This is a genomic window from uncultured Psychroserpens sp. (assembly GCF_947494225.1).
Taxonomy (GTDB): Bacteria; Bacteroidota; Bacteroidia; order Flavobacteriales; family Flavobacteriaceae; genus Psychroserpens.
In genome coordinates this window covers 189,553-210,490 of sequence record NZ_CANLUG010000004.1, presented here as the reverse complement: position 1 = coordinate 210,490, position 20,938 = coordinate 189,553, and the positions used below count along the sequence as shown (strand labels likewise).

The following is a 20,938-nucleotide window of genomic DNA, read 5'->3' as shown; positions in this document are numbered from 1 at the left end:
TCAGGAAAATTAGGAAGATAACTTATTTTTCATATACATTTGTAGCCTCAAAAAATCATATATGCCGAAGAATTTAGTTATTGTAGAGTCACCTGCAAAGGCCAAAACCATAGAGAAATTTCTTGGAAAAGATTTCAAGGTAGAATCTAGTTTTGGTCATATAGCAGACTTACCTTCAAAAGAATTAGGAGTCGATGTTGATGGGGATTTTAAACCAAAATATCAAGTTTCAAAAGATAAAAAAGACGTTGTCAAAAAACTTAAGGATCTAGCTAAAAAAGCCGATATGGTATGGCTAGCGAGTGATGAGGATCGTGAAGGAGAAGCTATTGCATGGCATTTAGCAGAAACGTTAGGTTTAGACAAAGCGAAAACGAAACGTATCGTTTTTCATGAAATTACAAAATCGGCAATTAAGAAAGCAATAGAGAATCCAAGAGGTATTGATTACGATTTGGTAGATGCTCAACAAGCACGTCGAGTATTAGATAGAATTGTTGGTTATGAATTGTCTCCAGTGTTATGGAGGAAAGTAAAAGGTGGTTTATCTGCAGGTAGAGTACAATCTGTATCTGTGAGATTAATTGTTGAAAGAGAACGCGAAATAACCAATTTTACGCCAGAAGCATCATATAGAATTGATGCCGAATTTTCAAATGAAGATGGGCAAACTTTTAAAGCAAAACTTCCTAAGAATTTTTCTTCAAAGGAAGATGCTTATGCATTTTTAGAATCTAATGCTAATGCCAATTTTAAGGTTTCTAATTTAGAAAAGAAACCAGCAAAAAAATCACCTGCTGCGCCATTTACAACATCAACTTTACAACAGGAAGCGTCTAGAAAACTAGGGTTTTCTGTAAGCAGGACAATGAGCAACGCGCAACGCCTATATGAGGCAGGTTTGATTACTTATATGAGAACCGATAGTGTTAATCTTTCTGATGAGGCCAGAAAAGGAGCGCAAGCAGAAATTGAAGATGCTTATGGCTCTCAATTTAGTAAACCAAGAAATTATAAAGGGAAATCTAAAGGTGCTCAAGAAGCTCACGAAGCGATTAGGCCAACAGATTTTAAGAGACATTCGGCAGATGTTGAAAGAGATCAAGCAAGGCTTTATGACTTAATTTGGAAACGTGCCATTGCATCCCAAATGAGTGATGCACAATTAGAACGTACCAACGTGAAAATTGAAGCCTCTACACATAGCGATTTATTTTCAGCTAACGGAGAGGTTATTACATTTGAAGGTTTTCTTAAAGTGTATCTTGAAGGTACTGATGATGAAGATATAGAACAGGAAGGAATGTTACCTGCAATGAGGGTAAACGATACCTTGCTAAATAGTTTTATTACAGCAACAGAGCGTTTTTCGAGAGCGCCATATCGATATACAGAAGCATCTTTAGTAAAACAGTTGGAAGAACTCGGTATTGGTAGACCATCTACTTATGCGCCTACTATTTCTACAATTCAAAATAGAAACTATGTAGAGAAAGGATCAAATGAAGGGGTTTCACGTCAATACTCTCAACTATTACTGCAACAAGGATCTATTAAAGATAAAAGCTTAACAGAAAAAGTTAATAGCGATAAGGGTAAATTAGTGCCAACCGATATAGGTATGATTGTTACCGACTTTTTAGTAAATCACTTTGGAAGTATTTTAGATTATAATTTTACTGCGAAAGTGGAAGCCGATTTTGATGAGATTGCAGAGGGTAAGGAAGATTGGACTAAAATGATGAAAGATTTTTATAAGAGCTTCCATCCTAAAGTTGAAGATGTTGCAGCAAATGCCGATCGCGAATCTGGAGAACGCATTTTAGGAACAGATCCAAAATCTGGAAAACAAGTTAGTGTTCGCTTAGGTAAATTTGGACCAATGGTGCAAATTGGAACAGTAGATGACGAAGAGAAACCACAGTTTGCAAGTTTATCTCCAGACCAGCAATTAACTACAATCACTTACGAGGAAGCTATGGAACTTTTTAAGTTGCCTAAACAATTAGGAACTTATGAAGGTGAAAATATTGAAGTTAATAATGGACGTTTTGGACCTTATGTGAAGTTTGGTAAAAAGTTTGTATCCCTTCCAAAAGGTATAAATCCTTTAGATGTTGAAATGGACGAGGCCATCGAACTTATAAAAGAAAAACAAAAGGCAGACGCACCTATATATACGTATCAAGATTTACCAGTGCAAAAAGGTAAAGGGCGTTTTGGACCATTTATTAAATGGAACAATATGTTTATTAATGTCAATAAAAAATATGACTGGGACAATTTATCCGACAGTGATATTGTAGAATTGATTGAAGATAAAATACAGAAAGAGAAAGATAAGCTAATCCACCATTGGGAAGATGAAGGTATTCGAGTAGAGAAAGCCAGATGGGGAAGACATAATGTTATTAAAGGTAAAATAAAAGTTGAATTACCTAAGACAGTTGATGTTTCTGAAATGACTTTAGAAGAAGCGCAGGCGCATATTGAAAAAAAGGCACCTAAGAAAAAGGCTGCTAAAAAGAAAACCACAAAGAAAAAAACGACCTCTAAAAAATAGCACCAATGAATTTTAATTTTTTGTCACCTGTTTCAGATACAGTATTAGCTCATAATGAGTTATTATCTGAACAAGCGCTTGGCAGAAAAATTAAGGTGCATTCTACGCAGCTGGGCATTCCTGATTTAACAGGAGTTCGTTTGGCTATTATAGGCGTAAAAGAAAATCGTAATGATGTCAATTTCATGGGTGAAACATTGAATTTTGATACCATAAGAACATCGTTATATTCACTGTTTCCGGGTAATTGGCATACAACTATAGCCGATTTAGGAGATATTCCTGCAGGTGATACTATAGAAGACACGTATTACGCCGTACGTACAATAATATCGGTTTTAATTGAGAAAAAAGTAATACCTATTATTATAGGTGGTAGTCAAGATCTTACTTATGCAAACTATCGTGCTTACGATACCATGTCACCAATGGTGAATATTGTAAATGTTGACAGCAACTTTGACTTAGGTGATGCATCTGTTGAAATGAAGAATAATAGCTTTCTTGGTAAAGTTATTTTAGAACAACCATATAATTTGTTCAATTACTCTGTGGTAGGTTATCAAACTTATTTTAATTCTCAGGAGGAAATTGACCTCATGGAAAAGCTTTATTTTGAAGCGTATCGATTAGGCGATATTACCCATAATATAAATATGGTAGAACCTGTGATGCGTGACGCTCATATTGTAACAATGGACTTGAAATCTGTTAGAGCTGCTGAAGTAGGTGCAAAGCAAAAATACTCTCCAAATGGATTTAATGGAAAAGAAATATGCGCAATTGCGAGATATGCAGGTATAAGTAATAAGGTGTCATCATTTGGTATTTATGAATTTAAATCGACGAATGAACTCGATGCGACACCTATGTTAATTGCTCAAATGATTTGGTATTTCGTCGAAGGTATAAATTGCAGAATAAATGATGATGATTTTGGTAACGAAGATAACTATCAGAAATACAATGTATTGATTGAAGACGAAGAATTAATATTTTATAAAAGTATTAAAACTGGACGTTGGTGGATAGAAATACCTTTTTTACCAAATGTTAATAATAAATTAAAAAAGCATACGTTATTACCTTGCACACATGAGGATTATTTGGAGGCAAGTCACGGTAAAATACCAGAAAGATGGTATAAAGCGTATAAAAAGAACAGTTTTTAGTATATTTATCATTTGTTAATTAACATTTTTTTAATCGACGAAATGTTAACTTTTCGGGATTAAGTGCAAAAAATATTGAAAAAAAATTGGTTTTTACAAAATATATAAATATGTTTACTGCCTTAAAATAATTAAGGACACTATTTAACACATAATTACAACTAAATAATTTAACCTCGAGTTTCTATGAATATTAAGAAGTTTGCTTTATTAACTGCCGTTTTAGCCCTAATGGTTAGTAGTTGTAACTCTGGTGACAGAGGACAACTTGTAGGCGTTAAAGGAAAGAAATGGCACCCAGAAAAACCTTATGGTATGGTACTTGTTCCAGGAGGAGCATTTATAATGGGTAAGTCAGATGACGATTTAGCTGGAGTGGAGGACGCTCCTACAAGAACAGTCACAGTGAGAGCCTTTTACATGGACGAAACAGAAATCACTAATAGTGAGTATCGTCAGTTTGTAGAATGGGTAAGAGATTCAACTCTTAGAACAAAATTGGCAATTCTAGCCGATGAGATTGGCGAAACTCCTGGAAATGGAGGTATTGGTGAGTTTGCATTTAAAGATGCAGATCCAGATAACATGTCAGTTTATGAAAAGTATATGTATAACAATTACAGTGGTTTAGGGCCAACTGGTTACGAAGGTAGAAAATTAAATAGCGACGTTGATTTAATATTTGATACAGCCGATTATCCAGATGAATACTATGCTGAGGTAATGGATACAATGTATTTACCAATTGAAGAATCATACAATGGTCAACGCACTTGGGATGTGAAGAAATTCAAATTTCAATACAAGTACATGGATATCGAAAAAGCGGCTAAAGACAGAAATTTAAGACGTAAGGATGTTATCGTTACTGATGAGGTAGAAGTGTATCCAGATACAACTGCATGGATTAGAGATTTTTCTTACTCATATAATGAGCCAATGCACAATGACTATTTCTGGCATGATGCATATGGAGATTATCCTGTAGTTGGTGTGTCGTGGAAACAAGCAAATGCTTTTTGTCAGTGGAGAACGTTATATCACAATAGTTATAGAAAATCTAAAGGAAGACATTTCGTAAATAAATATAGATTACCTTCTGAAGCAGAATGGGAATATGCCGCAAGAGGTGGTTTACAAGGAGCAACTTATCCTTGGGGAGGACCTTATGCTAAAAATGACAGAGGTTGTTTTATGGCGAATTTCAAACCTTTAAGAGGTGATTACGCAGCTGATCAAGCATTATACACTGTAGAAGCAGATGCCTACGAGCCAAATGATTTTGGTTTATATAACATGGCTGGAAATATTGCCGAATGGGTACAAGGATCTTATGACGCAGCTTCGTACGAATACATGGCATCTTTTAATCCAACCGTAAATGACCCAGATAACGAACGTAAAGTTGTTCGTGGAGGATCTTGGAAAGATGTTGCCTACTTCCTACAAGTAAGCTCTAGAGATTATGAATATGCAGATTCTGCAAGAAGCTATATTGGTTTCAGAACTGTTCAGGACTATATGGGAACAGAGGTTACTAAAAATGCCGCAACTAACTAAATTTAAAATAATTAACTCAACTAAATATTTATTAATCTACTTAAGTTAACTATCGACTTAAAACTAAAAAAAAAACAAAATTATGGCACAGAAAGGAAACATCACAATCACAAACATGGTCTACGGACTAGGAGCAGCAATCGTAATTGTTGGAGCTTTATTTAAAATTCAGCACTGGCCTTATGGTTCACTAATCTTAACGATTGGTATGGTTGTAGAAGCCTTGGTATTTACATATTCAGCTTTTGAAAGACAACAGTCAGATTTAGACTGGTCTTTAGTATATCCAGAATTGGCTGGAGGAGCTTCTTCTGCTAAAAAAGCAAAGAAAGAAGAGCCTAAAGATGCTGAAGGATTATTATCTAAAAAATTAGACAGCTTATTAAAAGAAGCTAAAATTGACGGAGAGTTAATGGCGAGCTTAGGGTCTAGTATTAAAAACTTCGAAGGTGCAGCAAAAGGAATTAGCCCTACGGTTGATGCTATGGCTGCTCAAAAGAAATACAGCGAAGAAATGTCTTTAGCTGCTGCTCAAATGGAATCATTAAATAGCCTTTACAAAGTACAAATGGAAAGCGCTAATCGTCAGGCACAAATTAATGAAGAATCTGTTGCTAACGCTGAGAAATTAAAAGAGCAAATGCAATCTTTGGCATCTAACTTATCATCATTAAATGGTGTTTACGGTGGAATGTTATCTGCGATGAACAAAAACTAATTAGTTTTTTGAACTATAATTAATTTAATTAACAACTAAAAAACTAATTTAACATGGCAGGAGGAAAATTATCTGCAAGACAGAAAATGATTAACTTGATGTACCTCGTGTTTATTGCGATGATCGCAATGACAATGACAAAAGAGGTATTGTCTGCATTCGGTTCTATGGATGCCAAGTTCGAATCTACAAATGCATTAACCAATGCATCAAACGAGAACTTACTTAAAGGTTTAGCTTTAAAAGCTGAAGAAAAGCCTAAAGAATTTAGAGTAGCTGCAAATAAAGCAACACAAATTAGAGCAATTTCTGATAAGTTTGCTGCCTATATCGAAACATTGAAAAATGATATCGTAAAAGGTGGAGGATATGAGCTAGAAGAAGATGGTACTTTGCCATTCGAAGAAATGGACAAAGGTGATTACCTTGACGAAAAATGGTTTACTGGAGACAAGTTAACTAAAACAGGTCAAGAAATCATGGCTACTTTTGAAAAATATAAATCTGATATTAAAGGTGTGCTTGGAGAAGAAGTATCTTATGGTGAAGCAATCACTAATTTTGATAAACGATTTGATTTAGGAGATATTAAACCTCAAGAGGGAGCTCCACTTAGCTACTTAGATTATAACTTTAAAGGATTTCCAGCAATTGCATCTTTTGCTAAATTAACGGCGATTCAAAGTGATGTTCGTACTACAGAAGCTAACTTGTATAACCTATTTTTAGGAAACTCTTTAGATCAAGCAGTTACACTTAAAAACTATCAAGCCATTGTAATTCCAGATAAAAATGCATTTTTTGCTGGAGAGAAATTTCAAGGTAAAGTTGTTCTAGGTAAGTACGCAAGTGTTACACCTGTTAAACTTAATGTTAACGGTAGCGAAGTTACTTTGACAGAAGAAGGAGCAATTGATTCTCTTGGTAATGCTCGATTAAATTTCACAACAGGAAGTGTTGGTGAAAATGAAGTTAAAGGTACATTTACTTTTATGGAAAAAGGTGAAGAATTGCCTATCGAGTTTGCTGGGAACTATGTAGTTGTACCAAGACCAAACTCTGCTACAATTTCTGCAGACAAAATGAATGTTGTATATCGTGGTGTAACAAACCCAATGACAATTTCTTTTGCTGGAGTACCAGATAACAAAGTTGTTGCAACTGGTTCTGGACTTACAAGAGGTTCTGGACAAGGTAAATACAACATGGTGCCTTCATCAGGAAGAGAAGTTACAATTAACGTAACAGCAACTCTAGATGATGGATCTAAAGTAAGTGATAGAAAAACATTCAGAATTAAAGATATTCCAAAACCAACAGGTAAAATTGTTGGAACGAGTCAAGGTAAATTACCAAGAAACAATGTTGAAATTGGTAAGGTGTCTGCTGAGTTGGAAGATTTTGATTTCGATTTACCATTAACAGTAACAAGTTTTAAATTTAAAGTACCTGGACAGCCATCTGTTGTATGTTCTGGTAATAGACTTAATGGAGCTGCAAAATCAGCTTTACGTAAAGCGAAGCGTGGTGCTACTGTTCAGATTTTTGATATCAAATCAAGAAGTAATGGACCAGTAATTAAACCAGCAACGCCAGCTGTTATTGAATTATCAAACTAATCAACCTATTTATTGATTAACCCAAATTAAAATTAAAAAGATGAATTATAAATTTTTATTATCAATTGTTGCCGCAGTAGGATTCACATCAAGTATGTGTGCTCAGGCAAACCTTTTAAATGCTAAAACACCACAAGAAATTGGTGTTAAGACTGAAGCACAGTTGGCATTAGATAATGACAAGCCTTTAGAATATGGTTATGTTGATGATAGAGACATACTGTTTTCTAAAATGACTTGGGAAAAAGTTGTTTTGGATGAACGTGTGAACTTTCCATTGTATTTCCCAGTAGATACTAATAATATTGGTAAAGAACGTAGGTCTTTATATCATACGTTGATTGCTGCTGTGAAAGACGGAAAAATCAAGAATGTTTATAATGATTCTTATTTTACTGAAAAGAGATCAATGAAGGAACTAGGTGACATCACAACTAAAACTGATACTTTAGATATTGGTTATGACCAATTAAATGCTGATGGTTACGTAGATCCAGAATATATCAGAACCAGAAATATTGAAGCATTCGATATTAGTGCTTATTTAATTAAAGGACTTTGGTATTTTGATAAGCGTCATGGAGAATTAAAGTATAGAGTTCTTGGTATTGCTCCGGCTGCACCAGATATTAACTTTATCGATTCTGAAGACGAAACAAATAAGATACCTAATGCCTTATTTTGGGTGTTCTTCCCAGAAGCTAGAGAAGTATTACACGAAGGAAAAGCGTTTAATAACAAAAATAGCGCAATGCCAATCACTTTTGATCATTTGCTGAATTCAAGACGCTTTAATGGTTACATGTACAAAGAAGAAAATGTATATGGTGATAGAGAAGTTAAAGAATACATTGCAGATAATGCTTTGATGCAATTATTAGAATCCGATCGTATAAAAGACAAGATTCGTAACTTTGAACAGGATATGTGGTCTTACTAAGTAAGAAAATAAATTATATGAAAACGCTCACTAAATTTTAGTGAGCGTTTTTTATTTGGCTTACTTTTGTACTAATGAAAATTGTAGATTATATCATTGTGGGTTGTGGCTTGGCTGGTATTGCGTTTTGTGAGCAGTTGAGAGCGACAGGAAAAGATTATGTAGTGTTTGATAATAAATCGCAACAGTCTTCTCGAGTAGCTGCAGGATTATATAATCCCGTAATTTTAAAACGCTTTACGAAAGTGTGGCGGGCAAAAGAGCAATTAGAATTGGCGCTTCCAAAATACAAAACATTAGAGCAACTCTTAGCGATTAAACTAAATCATAAACTACCTATATATAGGAAATTTGCTTCAATTGAAGAACAAAACGAATGGTTTGTAGCTTCAGATAAGCCTGTTTTAAATCAGTTTTTATCAGTCGATTTAATACATAATTCTAATGTCTCAATTAATGCAAAATATGGCTTTGGTGAAGTCTTGCATTCTGGAAGAATAAATACATCACAATTAATCTCCTCTTATAGCAGTTACCTCCTAAATAATGGTCAAATTGAACAAGATGCATTTCAGTATGATTTACTAGATATCCAAAGCGATTATGTTCAATACAAAGATTTAAGGGCTAAGTATATTGTGTTTGCTGAAGGCTTTGGGATATCCAAAAACCCGTTCTTTAACACACTACCTTTAAACGGAACTAAAGGAGAAATGCTCACCATAAGCGCACCTAAATTGAAGATGGATTTTATTTTGAAATCGTCGGTGTTTATCGTTCCTCTTGGTGAAGATTTATATTGGGTAGGATCTACTTATGAATGGGAAGATAAAACACATGATACTACAAACGAAGCCAAAGTCGCACTCGTTGATAAACTAAAACAAATTATTAACTGCGAGTTCGACATTGTAAATCAAGTAGCCGGGATTAGACCTACAACAAAAGATCGCAGACCATTGGTTGGCTCTCATTCGGAATATAACCGCATGTTTGTACTTAACGGGTTAGGGTCACGTGGTGTTATGATGTCACCTTATGTGGCGAATCAACTCTATAATTATATTGAAAATGGTGAACCTTTAGATAAAGAAATTGATATCAAACGACTTGATAAATAATTACTTTTTAGTTAACGTTTTATCGTAACTAACAAATAAGTTAATCCAAATGTTACGTGATAATCGCATAATAATGGGACCCAATATTATAAGCGTTCCTACTATGGCTAGAAAAGCGGTAAGTAAACTTGTCTCTAACACGAGATAGCTAATCAAAAAAGCGGCTACTGCAAAAGCAATACCTACACCATAACTCACATACATAGAACCATAGAAAAATGAAGGCTCTAATCTGTATTTAAAACCACAATGTGAGCAATTATCATTAATTTTTAAGACATCATTTAATAGATAAGGGTTTTTTCTTTGATACATAGATTCTTGATGACATTTAGGGCAAGCTCCGGTAAAAATGCTATATATTTTTGTGTCTTTTAACATGACTTAAATTTGTTTACTTTTGTTGTCTTTACTGGCTACAAAATTAGTTTATTTGCTGGTATAATGATCAACAATTATAATGTTTATTGTAATTGTATTATTTGAAAAAACTATGCTTAACATTCATAATCTTTCTATTTCTTTTCAAGGCGAATATTTGTTTGAAGACATTACATTTAAACTGAGTCCAGGCGATCGTATTGGTCTTATTGGGAAAAATGGTGCAGGGAAATCAACAATGTTAAAAATCTTATCGAAGGAACTAGAACCAGACTCTGGGCAAATTGCAGCAGATAAAAATTTGAGCTTTGGTTTCTTAAAACAAGATATCGATTTCGTATTTGGAAGGACAGTTTTAGAAGAGTCCTATGAAGCATTTGAAGAGATAAAAGCATTAGAAGCCAAAATGGAAGACGTTAATGCGCAACTTGCTGAACGTACAGATTATGAAAGTGAAGGCTACAATCAATTAATGATAGATCTTAATGATATTCAGCATCAATACGAAATAGTAGGTGGCTATAACTATCAAGGCGAAACAGAAAAGATTTTACAAGGCCTTGGTTTTAAACGTGAAGACTTTAATAAACTTACCGATACATTTTCTGGAGGTTGGCGCATGCGTATTGAGTTGGCTAAGTTATTACTTCAAAATAACGATATTTTATTACTAGATGAGCCCACCAATCATTTAGATATCGAATCGATTATTTGGTTAGAAAGTTTTTTAAAGAGTTATTCGGGAGCTGTAGTAATTGTATCCCATGATAAGATGTTTCTAGACAATGTTACTAACCGAACGATAGAGATTTCTTTAGGAAGAATATATGACTACCCTAAACCCTATTCTAAATTTTTAATCTTAAGAAATGAGATTAAAGCGCAGCAATTGGCATCTCAAAAAAATCAGCAGAAGCAAATAGAACAAACAGAAAAACTTATTGAGAAGTTTAGAGCCAAAGCAAGTAAGGCTACAATGGCGCAATCGCTGATTAAGAAGTTAGATCGAATGGAGCGCATTGAAGTTGATGAAGATGATAATAGTGTAATGACCTTGAATTTTCCTATTTCAGTAACACCAGGAAAAGTGGTTATAGAAGCAGAGCAAGTGTCTAAAAGTTATGATGACAATCATGTGCTATCTCATATCAATTTAATGGTTGAACGCGATAGTAAAACAGCTTTTGTTGGGCAAAATGGCCAAGGGAAATCAACCCTAGCTAAAATTATCGTTGGAGAAATTAAACATAAGGGACACCTCAAATTGGGGCATAACGTTCAGATAGGTTATTTTGCCCAGAACCAAGCAGAGTATCTCGATGGAAGTAAAACGGTTTTAGATACGATGATTGATGCAGCAAATGAAACCAACAGAACTAAAGTTCGTGATATTTTAGGGTCGTTCTTATTTAGAGGAGATGAAGTAGAGAAATATGTGAGAGTATTATCTGGAGGTGAACGAAATAGGCTCGCCTTAGCAAAATTAATGTTGCAACCATTAAATGTTTTAGTAATGGATGAGCCAACAAATCATTTGGATATTAAATCGAAAAATGTGCTTAAAGAAGCGCTCAAAAAATTTGAAGGCACACTAATTTTGGTATCGCATGATAGAGATTTCCTTCAAGGCTTAGCGAATATAGTTTATGAATTTAAAGACCAAAAAATAAAAGAGTATTTGGGAGATATAGACTATTATTTAGAGCAACGAAATGTTGAAAATCTTCGTGAAGTAGAAAAGAGAACTGTTATTAAGGAAGCACCCAAAACATCCAATAAGCAATCTTACGAAGAGCAAAAAAAATTGAAATCTCTAAATAATAAGCTAAGTAATATAGAATCAAAAATTAGTCAGTTAGAAAAAGACATAAAAGAAGATGATGTAGAATTGGCTACTAATTATGATGCTACGGTTGCAGATGACACCTTTTTTGATCGTTACCAAGCTAAAAAGGAGAAGCTGGCGCAATTGATGACCGATTGGGAAGCGCTCCAATATGATCTAGAAAAATTATCATAAACTCTAAATATGGTAGAGCAGTTTTTTCAATGTCCATATTGTTGGGAATCCATCTCAATGCTTATTGATGTGTCGCAATCTCAACAGCGATATATAGAAGATTGTGAAGTATGTTGTAATCCAATTCAAGTACAAATAACTACTGAAAATCAGGAAATAACGGGTTTTGAAGCACAAAACATAGAGCAATAACTGTTTTGTAAATCACTGATATACAAAGACTTAACGAATTCATTGTTAAAGAAAAGTGCATTTCATCGAAAATAATTGTATTTCAACCGATATTCGGTTACTTTCGTAGTAGAAATTGTTGCCCAAAACAAATCTACTATTATGAAAACCGCTAGAATAACATTGTTAATGTGTCTTGTTACCTTATTGTCCTTTGGTAGCATTTCAACAAAAGAAAAAGAGGCTTTAAAAGATTTATATGCCTCAACAAACGGACCTCTTTGGAGAACCACTTGGAACCTAGATACCCCAGTTAAAACTTGGCATGGTGTTGTTGTTAAAGACGACAAAGTGATCGCCCTAAATCTAGAATTTAATGGATTAAGAGGAAAGCTTCCAGAATCACTTGGTGACCTAATTCACCTAAAACATATCAATTTTTTTAGAAATAAACTTACAGGAGCAATTCCAGTATCTATTAAAAACTTAAAATCTCTTGAGACTTTAAATATTGCATTTAATATGCTTAATGCACCATTACCAAATGAAATTGGTGATTTAGAATCTTTGAGAAAATTAAAATTGTTTATGAATACTATTGATGGGGAAATTCCTGCTAGTATCGGACAATTATCAAACTTAAGTACCTTAGAGTTGTATAGTAATCAATTGAGTGGAGAATTACCAAGTACAATTGGTGGTTTGGTGAGCTTAAAGAAAATGATGCTAAGTAGTAATAAGTTATCTGGTAAATTACCATCTAGCATTTCTAACGCTAAAGATTTAAAAATATTAAGTGTATTTGATAATAATTTCTTCGGAATGTTGCCTAAATCAATTTGCAGCCTAGCAAGTTTAGAAGAGTTAGTTTTATCAGACAATGCATTTTACGGCAACTTGCCAACAGACATGGCTAGTTTAACGAATTTAAAAGTATTATTAATAGGAAATAATGATTTTAAAGGAGAGCTAGTGCAATTGAAAAAGCAACTACCAAATCTTCAACAATTTGATTTTGTAAGTATGAAATCAGATGGTGTTATTGTAACCTTAGATGAAGATGAAGACGATAATTAATTAACATAGAGTTTTAAATTAGTAAGTAGCTCTCAACATTTATATGTTGGGAGTTATTTTTTTAAGATTATTATTGTAGGAATAAAAAAGGGTTGTATATTTGCAGTCCAATATCGCGGGATAGAGCAGTAGGTAGCTCGTCGGGCTCATAACCCGAAGGTCACTGGTTCGAGTCCAGTTCCCGCTACAAAGAAGCTCCTTGAGAAATCAAGGAGCTTTTCTTTTGGAATCCTTTGAAGTTTACTTCAGTGTTGAGAACAAAAGAAAAGCTCATATTACGAAGCAAAGAGAGTTAGTCCAGTTCCCGCCACAACAAGCCAAATACGAAAGTATTTGGCTTGTTGTGTAAATGAGATTTTATAAAGTTTACTTTATAAAATTGAAATATCAAAAAGGTGTATAATATTTAGAATATAAACTGACTTGGATGTTATTTAGACTTAAAATCAGTATCAACTAAAATCTTATTTGAACTGTCTGTGAGCTTTAAATAATCCACTTCACCTGCACCTAAAAACCTAAAGCGTATACCAACAAGATGACCAATGGAAACGTTATAGCGCTTCATAAATCGGGTTTCGCCATCAATGATCACTTTTACTGTTTTGTTTTCTGTTTGTATTTGGATGTCTTTAAAATCCGATAAATCTGTACCAAAAGCAGAGAGATCATGCTGTTTGCCATTAAGATAAACATCATTTAAAAGAACGTTTATATCTGAGACGCAACCGGGAATCGAAAATGGAATTATCATAGCGCCTTTGGTTCCTAAAATGACAATCTTAGTGGTTTGACAAACAGCCCATTTGTCTTTGTAGCTATTTCTAAATGCAGTTTCTAATAGGAAATTGTCACCAGAAATTTCTCCGAAATCATCAACGAGATGAAAAGAAGATTGGACAGGGTTTTCCATGTTTTGTATATCAAGCAAGGCAAAATCTGGAAGTTTCAAATGTGTACCAATAATTTCAGATGTTTTAAAATATTTTGGAATCGGTTCATAATCAATAGTACCTAACCAACCTTCACTTTTTATAAACAGGTCATGCTCTTTTTTAATGTCGCCTTCAACCAACAACTTTGCCCTAAAATATCCAGGGTAATAATATTGTCCTGTGGCCTGAGACTGATTAGGCTCAAGTTTTATGGTTTTGGTAACATCCCAATACTGCTGAATATAAATACTATCAGAATCTAATCCTTTTAAATTGAAGTCAAAAACAACCGAGTTCGGTAAACCTTTAACAATAGGTCGGCTTTCAAATTCTAGTGCAGAAAAATCAAAACCCTCCAGTTTATCACTAACACCGTTTATAACCGAAAAGAGAGAAATAAATACCAATGCAATAATAGCCGCATAAGCGAAAATCTTTTTTTGGTCTTTTTCAAATTTGTACGTCTTCGAAGTTTGTTGATCTTCAACCTTATTTTTAAAGTCTCTCCAATTTAAATATCCTGCAAATTGAGATAAGGTATTAAGGGTACTAATGCTGGGAGCATTCGTGTAGTTTACTTTTCCCCAAACACGTTTAAGGGTTGTAGGACTCAACAATACGTTTGTTTTTTCCTGAATAACTTCACTTAGTTCTATAAATACATCACTGTGCCATTCGGTAGCATCTCCCCAACCTAGTTTTTCTTCTATTCGAAGTAGGCATTTTTTAACAAGCGCGTGGTTTTTATAAGTACTCATGATATAAGACAAAAGTCACAAAAAATTACGAGTTGTACAACATTGAACGGTTTTGAACCAACTTGTTTTAGGCTTAAACTTAGAATGTTAGAGCTTTAATGAAATTTAAATTTTTAAACTATGAAAATCAAACATATCATTACAGGCATGATACTAATTGTTGCTGTAAACATTAGTGTAGCACAGAATAACATTCCCTTAGATACAACGACTTGGACCATAAGAGGTAAGCATCTTTTTGAGAAAAATCTAGGTGATGATGCCATTTATTTACAAGGTAGTATGACATTAAATGATATCGAATTTTTAAATGGTACGATAGAGTTTGATGTTCATCTTAAGCGTTTTCAATCATTTCCCGGAATTAGTTTTAGAACACAAGAACGCGACTCCGAGAAGTTTTTATTAAGACCACACTTATCAGGAAAGGAAGATGCTAACCAAGCGGCTCCAACAACTAATAATATTACCTCTTTTCAACTTTATTTCGGACCAAAGTATTCGTTTCCATATACTTATAAATTTGATGACTGGACTCATGTTAAATTGGTAATAAATGATAACAGAGCTCAAGTGTATCTAGATCATTCTGAAACGCCGCATCACTCATGGTACTTGTATCATGAGCCTAAAACCGGAGGAATTAGAATTCAAGCGGGTGGACGCGAAGGAGCTCAACATATTGCTAATGTTAAAATAGATCCGAATGCCATTGAAATTGTAGATTTCAAGCCTATCAAAGAAAAAACAGTTGAGGATTTAATTCCAGAATGGGAAATATCAGACATGTTTGAAGAAAAAAGTGTTAATGATCTATCCCTTTTGAAATCGGCACTGGCATCAAGAACATGGATCGGAACAATTCAAATTGAAGAAGGTATTGCAGCGAATATTGCCAGAAAAGTACATCTTTATGATGGAACACCTGGGAACACAGTCTTGGCAAGAGTGATTATCCATTCCGACAGCGACCAATTAAAGTTATTTGAGTTCGGATATAGTGATCGCGTGGTTGCTATTTTAAATGGAATCCCTATTTATAAGGGCACAAATAAATATAGATCTCGTGATTATCGCTACTTAGGAACTATTGGCTTGTTTGATGCTATCTATTTGCCTCTTAAGAAAGGAGAAAACGAACTTTTAATGGCTGTATCCGAAGATTTTGGAGGATGGCTAATTACGGGTCGTTTTAAGAATAAAAAGGGGATTAAAATCATTAAATAATACCGAAATGAAACAGATTTCATGATGCAGTTATGGCTAATATCAAGGCAGGTTGTCATATTACATTTTAGACTAGAATGATAAGAACTATCAAGATACTGTGCATTTTTTATGTGTCTGTTGTGTATTCGCAAGCGCCAAAAGAATCAATAATTGATGAGATGAACTCTCCCAGAATTAGTTCAAATCAAGTTATTAATGTTATTGATAGCATTGTGCCTATTGCCATGCAAGACTATTATGTGCCTGGTGGAGCTGTTTCTGTGATTTACGGAAATGAGATATTGTATACCAAAGGATTTGGGTATAGAGATATGGCACTAAAAAAAGAGGTGAGCAAAGATGAAACCGTGTTTCGGATGGCCTCAATTTCAAAGGTTTTTACGACAGTAGCTGTGTTGCAATTGGTTGATAAAGGTTTGTTGAATTTAGATGAAAATATAGAAGCCTATTTGGATGACGTTAACCTGTCCAATCCCTTCAAAACAAAGGTAACGCTTAGGCATTTAATATCGCATACAGCAGGATTTGATAAAAGAAATGTCCTAAGACGAAGATTAACTAGCGACGAACTGCCCACATTAAAAGAACACTTAAAGAAACGTCTTCCAAAGATTGTTCATCCTCCTGGCGAAGTGATTACGTATTCAAACTACGGCAGTGCTTTGGCTGGTTTTATTGTTGAAAAGGTAAGCGATTTGCCATTTGAAGCCTATATCAAAACATATATTTTTGAACCCTTGGAAATGTATAATTCTTCATTTCAAGATCCATTTCAATTTGATGATAATTTGGCGTTTGGATACTATAAACGAAGTTATGATAAGGTTCCTTTTGAATACTTAAATACGAGCCCGGCGTCAATGCTGATGTCTACAGCCGAAGATATGTCTCATTTTTTATTGATGCTGTTGAACCACGGAAACTATAAAGGAAATGTTATTGTAACACCATCCTTATTGCAAAAAATGCTAACAACACAGGTTAGAAACCATCCAGTTATGATGGGGAGAAGTTTTGGCTTTTCGGTATATGATACTAACCCCAAAGTACTTTTTAGTAATGGTCATTTCAAAGGATTTTACAGTGCTCTTTATCTGTACCCAGAATTAAACCTTGGTTTTTTATTTACGTTTAATGGTAATTATGGATACGGACCAACGCAGTCTGTTATTGATGTAGTCAATAAAAACATATTACATCTAGAATATGAAAATGTGCTACCTGTTAGGCAAAACGATAAACAACCAGATATTGATTTATCGAAGTATGCTGGTCGGTATTTAAACACGCGCAGTGCTTTTAAAAATATTGAAAAAATAGATAATTTTCCTGGAGAAGGCATTAGGATTTCAGTAACGAATAAGAACGCTTTGGTATTGGAAAATGGGGCTACCTATTACCATTATAAAGATGAGATATTTCGAAGTGAATCTGGTGATGTCATTGCTTTCAAAACCAATAAGAAACAAAGTCCAAAATATGTGTTAATAGGTGAAAGAGCTTTTCTGAAAATGAAAGCTTTAGACCATGAATACTTGCATTTAGGTCTGTTTTGTTTAATTAGTTTGATGTCATTAGTGACCATAATATATTATGTCTTAAAGAAAAAAGAGAAGGCTTCTAAGGAAGAAACGAAATTGAGAAAAATAGCATTCTATCTAGCTTCAACTATTGTTGTCTTTTTCTTATTACTATTCATTCTACTAGATATTATTGACGTTACAACCCACTATAAGGTTCCTCTATCTTTGAATTTTGCCTTGCTATTGCCGCATGTTTCCGCCCTTTTAGCACTAATATTTCCATATTATGTTTTTAAGTTCATTAAAAATGAAAAACAAATAAGCATAAAGAACATTTATGCTGTCTTTTTTATGCTATTGATGTTAAGTCACATATGGTTTTTTAACTACTGGGAGTTCTTATTTTATAATATATAACTAAAACACTAAGCTAAATACAGAACCTTCGCCTTCTACGCTCTTTACCACAACTCTTCCGTTATGTAGTAGCATTATTTGCTTACAAAGGCTTAGTCCAATGCCACTACCTGTAGTTTTGCTAGTAAAAAAGGGAACAAATATATTTTCTAAAATATCCGATGGTATTCCAGAACCATTGTCGTAGACTTTAATAACAATCTCTCTGTTTTGATTTTGTTCGGCTAGGATTTTGATTTTAGCGTCTTTCTTGTTTTTACATGCATCAACAGCGTTCAATATGAGATTAATTAATACTTGTTCGATGAGATGCGTATCAATATCTAATGATAGTTTTGGGCCTGAGATTTTAAATTCAACGTCAATATCCTTTGCTTGAATAGAAGGCGCCATTAGTAACTCAATATTGTCAAATAACTCTTTAATTTTAACTTTTTGTAAGTTGAGCTTCGTCACTTTACTTAAGCTTCTATAGGTTTTAGCGAATTTCAAAAGGCCTTCACTTCGGTTTTTTATCGTTTTTATACCAGCATTAAGATCTTCTAATTCTAAATGAGATGTTTGCGGATTCTCAATAGCCAGTTGTAAATTTCTTTGAAGTGTATCGGCAAGAGATGAAATAGGTGCAATAGAATTCATGATTTCATGCGTCATTACACTCAATAATTTTTTCCAAGATTCTGATTCATTCTTGTTTAAAGTACGATCTATATTTTGAATAACAACTAACTTAAAAGCATCATCATCTACCTGAAAAACAGTATCTGAAATCAAAATTTTAATATGCTCGTTTTGTAATGCAATAGAAATAGAGCTCGATTCCTTATGATAGGTTTCAAAAATGGTATTGTATAATTTGGGTTTTCTGTTTTCTACGAAACGAATGTTTTTAAAAGAAGGAACATCAAGAATTTCTCCAAATGACTCATTACTCCAAAGTACATCGCCCGTCTCCAAATTATAGGCTATAATACCTATGTCTACCATTTCTAAAATCTTTTGCAGATAAACGTATTGCGCTTGATTTTTAGAGTTGATTTCTTTTATGGTTCTATTAATTTCGTTAAACCCTGTATATAAAAACCGAATGTCTTTTGGTCCTCTATCTTCTGGAAACCATCTCGAAAAATCGCGATACTTAACGGCTTCAAAAAAATCATCCATCACTACAAATCGCCGTTTTACGAATGTATAAGTGTTAATGATAAAATAGAGCAGTACAATACCTATAATTACAGCATAGGTTGTTTTGTCTTTATAGATAACATAGCCCAAAGCAAGAATTCCACTAACAAGAATTAGTATTCTAAAAAATAATCTGAGAATATAACCTTTAAAGTTCATACTTGTCTAGTCGTCTATATAAAGCGGCTCTTGTAATACCAAGTTCTTTTGCAGATTTAGAAACGTTTCCTTTGTTTTTCTCCAACACCGTGAGAATGGCATTTTTTTCTATATCATCTAAGTTTAAGCTAGTTGCTGATGTACTTTTGGTTGCAGAGCGTTCAATAGATGAAAATACCAAATCTTCTGGTTTTAGTACGCTGCCATCTGTCATAATAACAGCGCGTTCAAGCACATATTGAAGTTCTCTCACATTACCTGGGAAGTCATGCTTTTTTAGTTTTGAAATAAAACCAGGATCAAAAGTAAAAGGTGTTTTATTATACTTTTCGGCATATAATGAAACAAAATGACGTGACAATTCGGTAATGTCTTTACCACGTTCTCTCAGCGGAGGAACAATAATATCAACAGTGTTTATTCTATAGATTAAATCCTTCCTGAATTTTTTTTCATCTGCCAATACTGAGGGATCTATGTTTGTAGCACAAATTAACCTAATATCAACAGGAATCGACTCATTAGAACCTAATGGTGTAACTTGTCTGTTTTGTAGAACAGTTAAGAGTCTAACTTGTTGCCCTAAGCTAATATTGCCAATTTCATCTAAGAATAAAGTGCCACCATTTGCAGCTTCAAAACGTCCTTTTCTATCTTCCCTGGCATCTGTGAAAGCACCTTTTTTATAGCCAAACAACTCGCTTTCAAAAAGTGTAGATGTGAGTGCTCCAACATCTACTTTTACAAAGGGTTTATTTTTCCTTTTAGAATTATCATGAAGTGCCCTTGCAATCAAATCTTTACCTGTTCCGTTTTCGCCTAACACTAACACATTCGCATCGGTTGGTGCTACTTTTTTTAACTTAACAAAAACATCCTCCATAACATCACTTTCTCCAATAATATCTACGCTAGAGTTAAGGTGTTTCTTTTGTGTAGTTTTAGATTTTTTCTTTTCAAGAATGGTTGTTATGGTTTCAATGACTTTTTCATTCTTCCATGGCTTCATTAAAAAATCTGAAGCACCTTCTTTAAGCCCTCTTATAGCTAAGTCTATATCTGCGTAGGCTGTCATAAGTATAACAGCTGTTTCTGGTCTTTCATTTCGGATTTCATTCAACCAAAAAATGCCCTCGTTACCTGTGTTTACCAAGCCATTGAAGTTCATGTCTAAGATTATTACATCAAAACCTGTACGCTCTATTTGCGCATTAATATTGCTTGGGTTTTTTTCGGTGACAACACTTTTTACAAGCGGTTTTAATAAAAGGCGCAATGCTGTTAAGACATCTGCATCGTCATCAATAACTAATATTGTAGCTTCTTTTAATACCATGTATACAATATTACAATATTATATTCAGCTTCGAAAGGCTCAAAAACCAAAAA

At 34.0% G+C, this 20,938-nt stretch carries 16 protein-coding genes and 1 tRNA gene; 13 read left to right on the top strand and 4 right to left on the bottom strand.

Annotated features, from left to right (window positions below; translation table 11 throughout):
* The first annotated feature begins 61 nt into the window (after window positions 1–61).
* The 7 genes from topA (at window position 62) to Q0893_RS11300 (ending at window position 9,693) form a co-directional block, all read left to right on the top strand.
* On the top strand, window positions 62–2,563 hold the full coding sequence (gene topA, locus Q0893_RS11330; RefSeq protein ID WP_299275621.1) for a type I DNA topoisomerase: 2,502 nt from the start codon (window positions 62–64) through the stop codon (window positions 2,561–2,563).
* A 5-nt stretch (window positions 2,564–2,568) separates the two neighbouring features.
* A complete protein-coding gene (locus tag Q0893_RS11325; RefSeq protein ID WP_298902434.1) occupies window positions 2,569–3,735 on the top strand; it encodes a formimidoylglutamase in 1,167 nt (388 codons plus the stop codon).
* Between the two features lie 186 nt (window positions 3,736–3,921).
* The gene (gene gldK / locus Q0893_RS11320) at window positions 3,922–5,295 is read left to right on the top strand and encodes a gliding motility lipoprotein GldK (protein WP_298902436.1); all 1,374 of its coding nucleotides are present in this window, start codon (window positions 3,922–3,924) and stop codon (window positions 5,293–5,295) included.
* An 82-nt stretch (window positions 5,296–5,377) separates the two neighbouring features.
* Window positions 5,378–6,013 (top strand): gliding motility protein GldL, encoded by a 636-nt coding sequence (gene gldL / locus Q0893_RS11315; RefSeq protein ID WP_298902437.1) that lies wholly within the window; start codon window positions 5,378–5,380, stop codon window positions 6,011–6,013.
* A gap of 53 nt (window positions 6,014–6,066) precedes the next feature.
* Window positions 6,067–7,632, top strand: a complete 1,566-nt coding sequence (gene gldM / locus Q0893_RS11310; protein ID WP_298902439.1) for a gliding motility protein GldM — start codon at window positions 6,067–6,069, stop codon at window positions 7,630–7,632.
* A 40-nt stretch (window positions 7,633–7,672) separates the two neighbouring features.
* Window positions 7,673–8,572, top strand: a complete 900-nt coding sequence (gene gldN / locus Q0893_RS11305; RefSeq protein ID WP_298902441.1) for a gliding motility protein GldN — start codon at window positions 7,673–7,675, stop codon at window positions 8,570–8,572.
* Between the two features lie 74 nt (window positions 8,573–8,646).
* Window positions 8,647–9,693, top strand: a complete 1,047-nt coding sequence (locus Q0893_RS11300) for an FAD-binding oxidoreductase (protein ID WP_299275614.1) — start codon at window positions 8,647–8,649, stop codon at window positions 9,691–9,693.
* Here Q0893_RS11300 and Q0893_RS11295 read toward each other — a convergent pair whose 3' ends face one another.
* Window positions 9,694–10,074: a DUF983 domain-containing protein gene (locus Q0893_RS11295; RefSeq protein ID WP_298902443.1), complete on the bottom strand. Its 381-nt coding sequence runs from the start codon at window positions 10,072–10,074 to the stop codon at window positions 9,694–9,696.
* Window positions 10,075–10,186: 112 nt separating this feature from the next.
* On the opposite strand from Q0893_RS11295, the gene Q0893_RS11290 reads away from it, so the two are divergent.
* From Q0893_RS11290 to Q0893_RS11275, 4 genes are all read left to right on the top strand, one after another.
* Window positions 10,187–12,094 carry an ABC-F family ATP-binding cassette domain-containing protein gene (locus Q0893_RS11290; RefSeq protein ID WP_298902444.1) on the top strand — a complete coding sequence of 636 codons (1,908 nt, stop codon included), beginning with the start codon at window positions 10,187–10,189 and terminating at the stop codon, window positions 12,092–12,094.
* A 9-nt stretch (window positions 12,095–12,103) separates the two neighbouring features.
* Window positions 12,104–12,286, top strand: a complete 183-nt coding sequence (locus tag Q0893_RS11285) for a CPXCG motif-containing cysteine-rich protein (RefSeq protein ID WP_298902445.1) — start codon at window positions 12,104–12,106, stop codon at window positions 12,284–12,286.
* Window positions 12,287–12,427: 141 nt separating this feature from the next.
* Complete coding sequence (locus tag Q0893_RS11280; protein ID WP_299275609.1) at window positions 12,428–13,342, top strand: Two component regulator three Y domain protein; 915 nt, start codon at window positions 12,428–12,430, stop codon at window positions 13,340–13,342.
* 114 nt (window positions 13,343–13,456) lie between these two features.
* Window positions 13,457–13,529: transfer RNA gene (locus Q0893_RS11275), tRNA-Met, on the top strand.
* A 243-nt stretch (window positions 13,530–13,772) separates the two neighbouring features.
* Here Q0893_RS11275 and Q0893_RS11270 read toward each other — a convergent pair.
* Window positions 13,773–15,035, bottom strand: coding sequence for a hypothetical protein (locus Q0893_RS11270; RefSeq protein WP_299275606.1), 1,263 nt, complete (start codon window positions 15,033–15,035; stop codon window positions 13,773–13,775).
* 120 nt (window positions 15,036–15,155) lie between these two features.
* Here Q0893_RS11270 and Q0893_RS11265 point away from each other — a divergent pair, with 120 nt between their 5' ends.
* Both Q0893_RS11265 and Q0893_RS11260 read left to right on the top strand, forming a co-directional pair.
* Window positions 15,156–16,262: a hypothetical protein gene (locus Q0893_RS11265; protein ID WP_299275603.1), complete on the top strand. Its 1,107-nt coding sequence runs from the start codon at window positions 15,156–15,158 to the stop codon at window positions 16,260–16,262.
* Window positions 16,263–16,339: 77 nt separating this feature from the next.
* A complete protein-coding gene (locus Q0893_RS11260) occupies window positions 16,340–18,205 on the top strand; it encodes a serine hydrolase (RefSeq protein ID WP_299275600.1) in 1,866 nt (621 codons plus the stop codon).
* Here Q0893_RS11260 and Q0893_RS11255 read toward each other — a convergent pair whose 3' ends face one another.
* Window positions 18,206–19,549, bottom strand: a complete 1,344-nt coding sequence (locus Q0893_RS11255; RefSeq protein ID WP_299275597.1) for a HAMP domain-containing sensor histidine kinase — start codon at window positions 19,547–19,549, stop codon at window positions 18,206–18,208.
* Window positions 19,539–20,885 (bottom strand): sigma-54 dependent transcriptional regulator, encoded by a 1,347-nt coding sequence (locus Q0893_RS11250; RefSeq protein ID WP_299275594.1) that lies wholly within the window; start codon window positions 20,883–20,885, stop codon window positions 19,539–19,541. Before Q0893_RS11250 ends, Q0893_RS11255 begins: the two co-directional genes overlap by 11 nt.
* Window positions 20,886–20,938 lie beyond the last annotated feature (53 nt).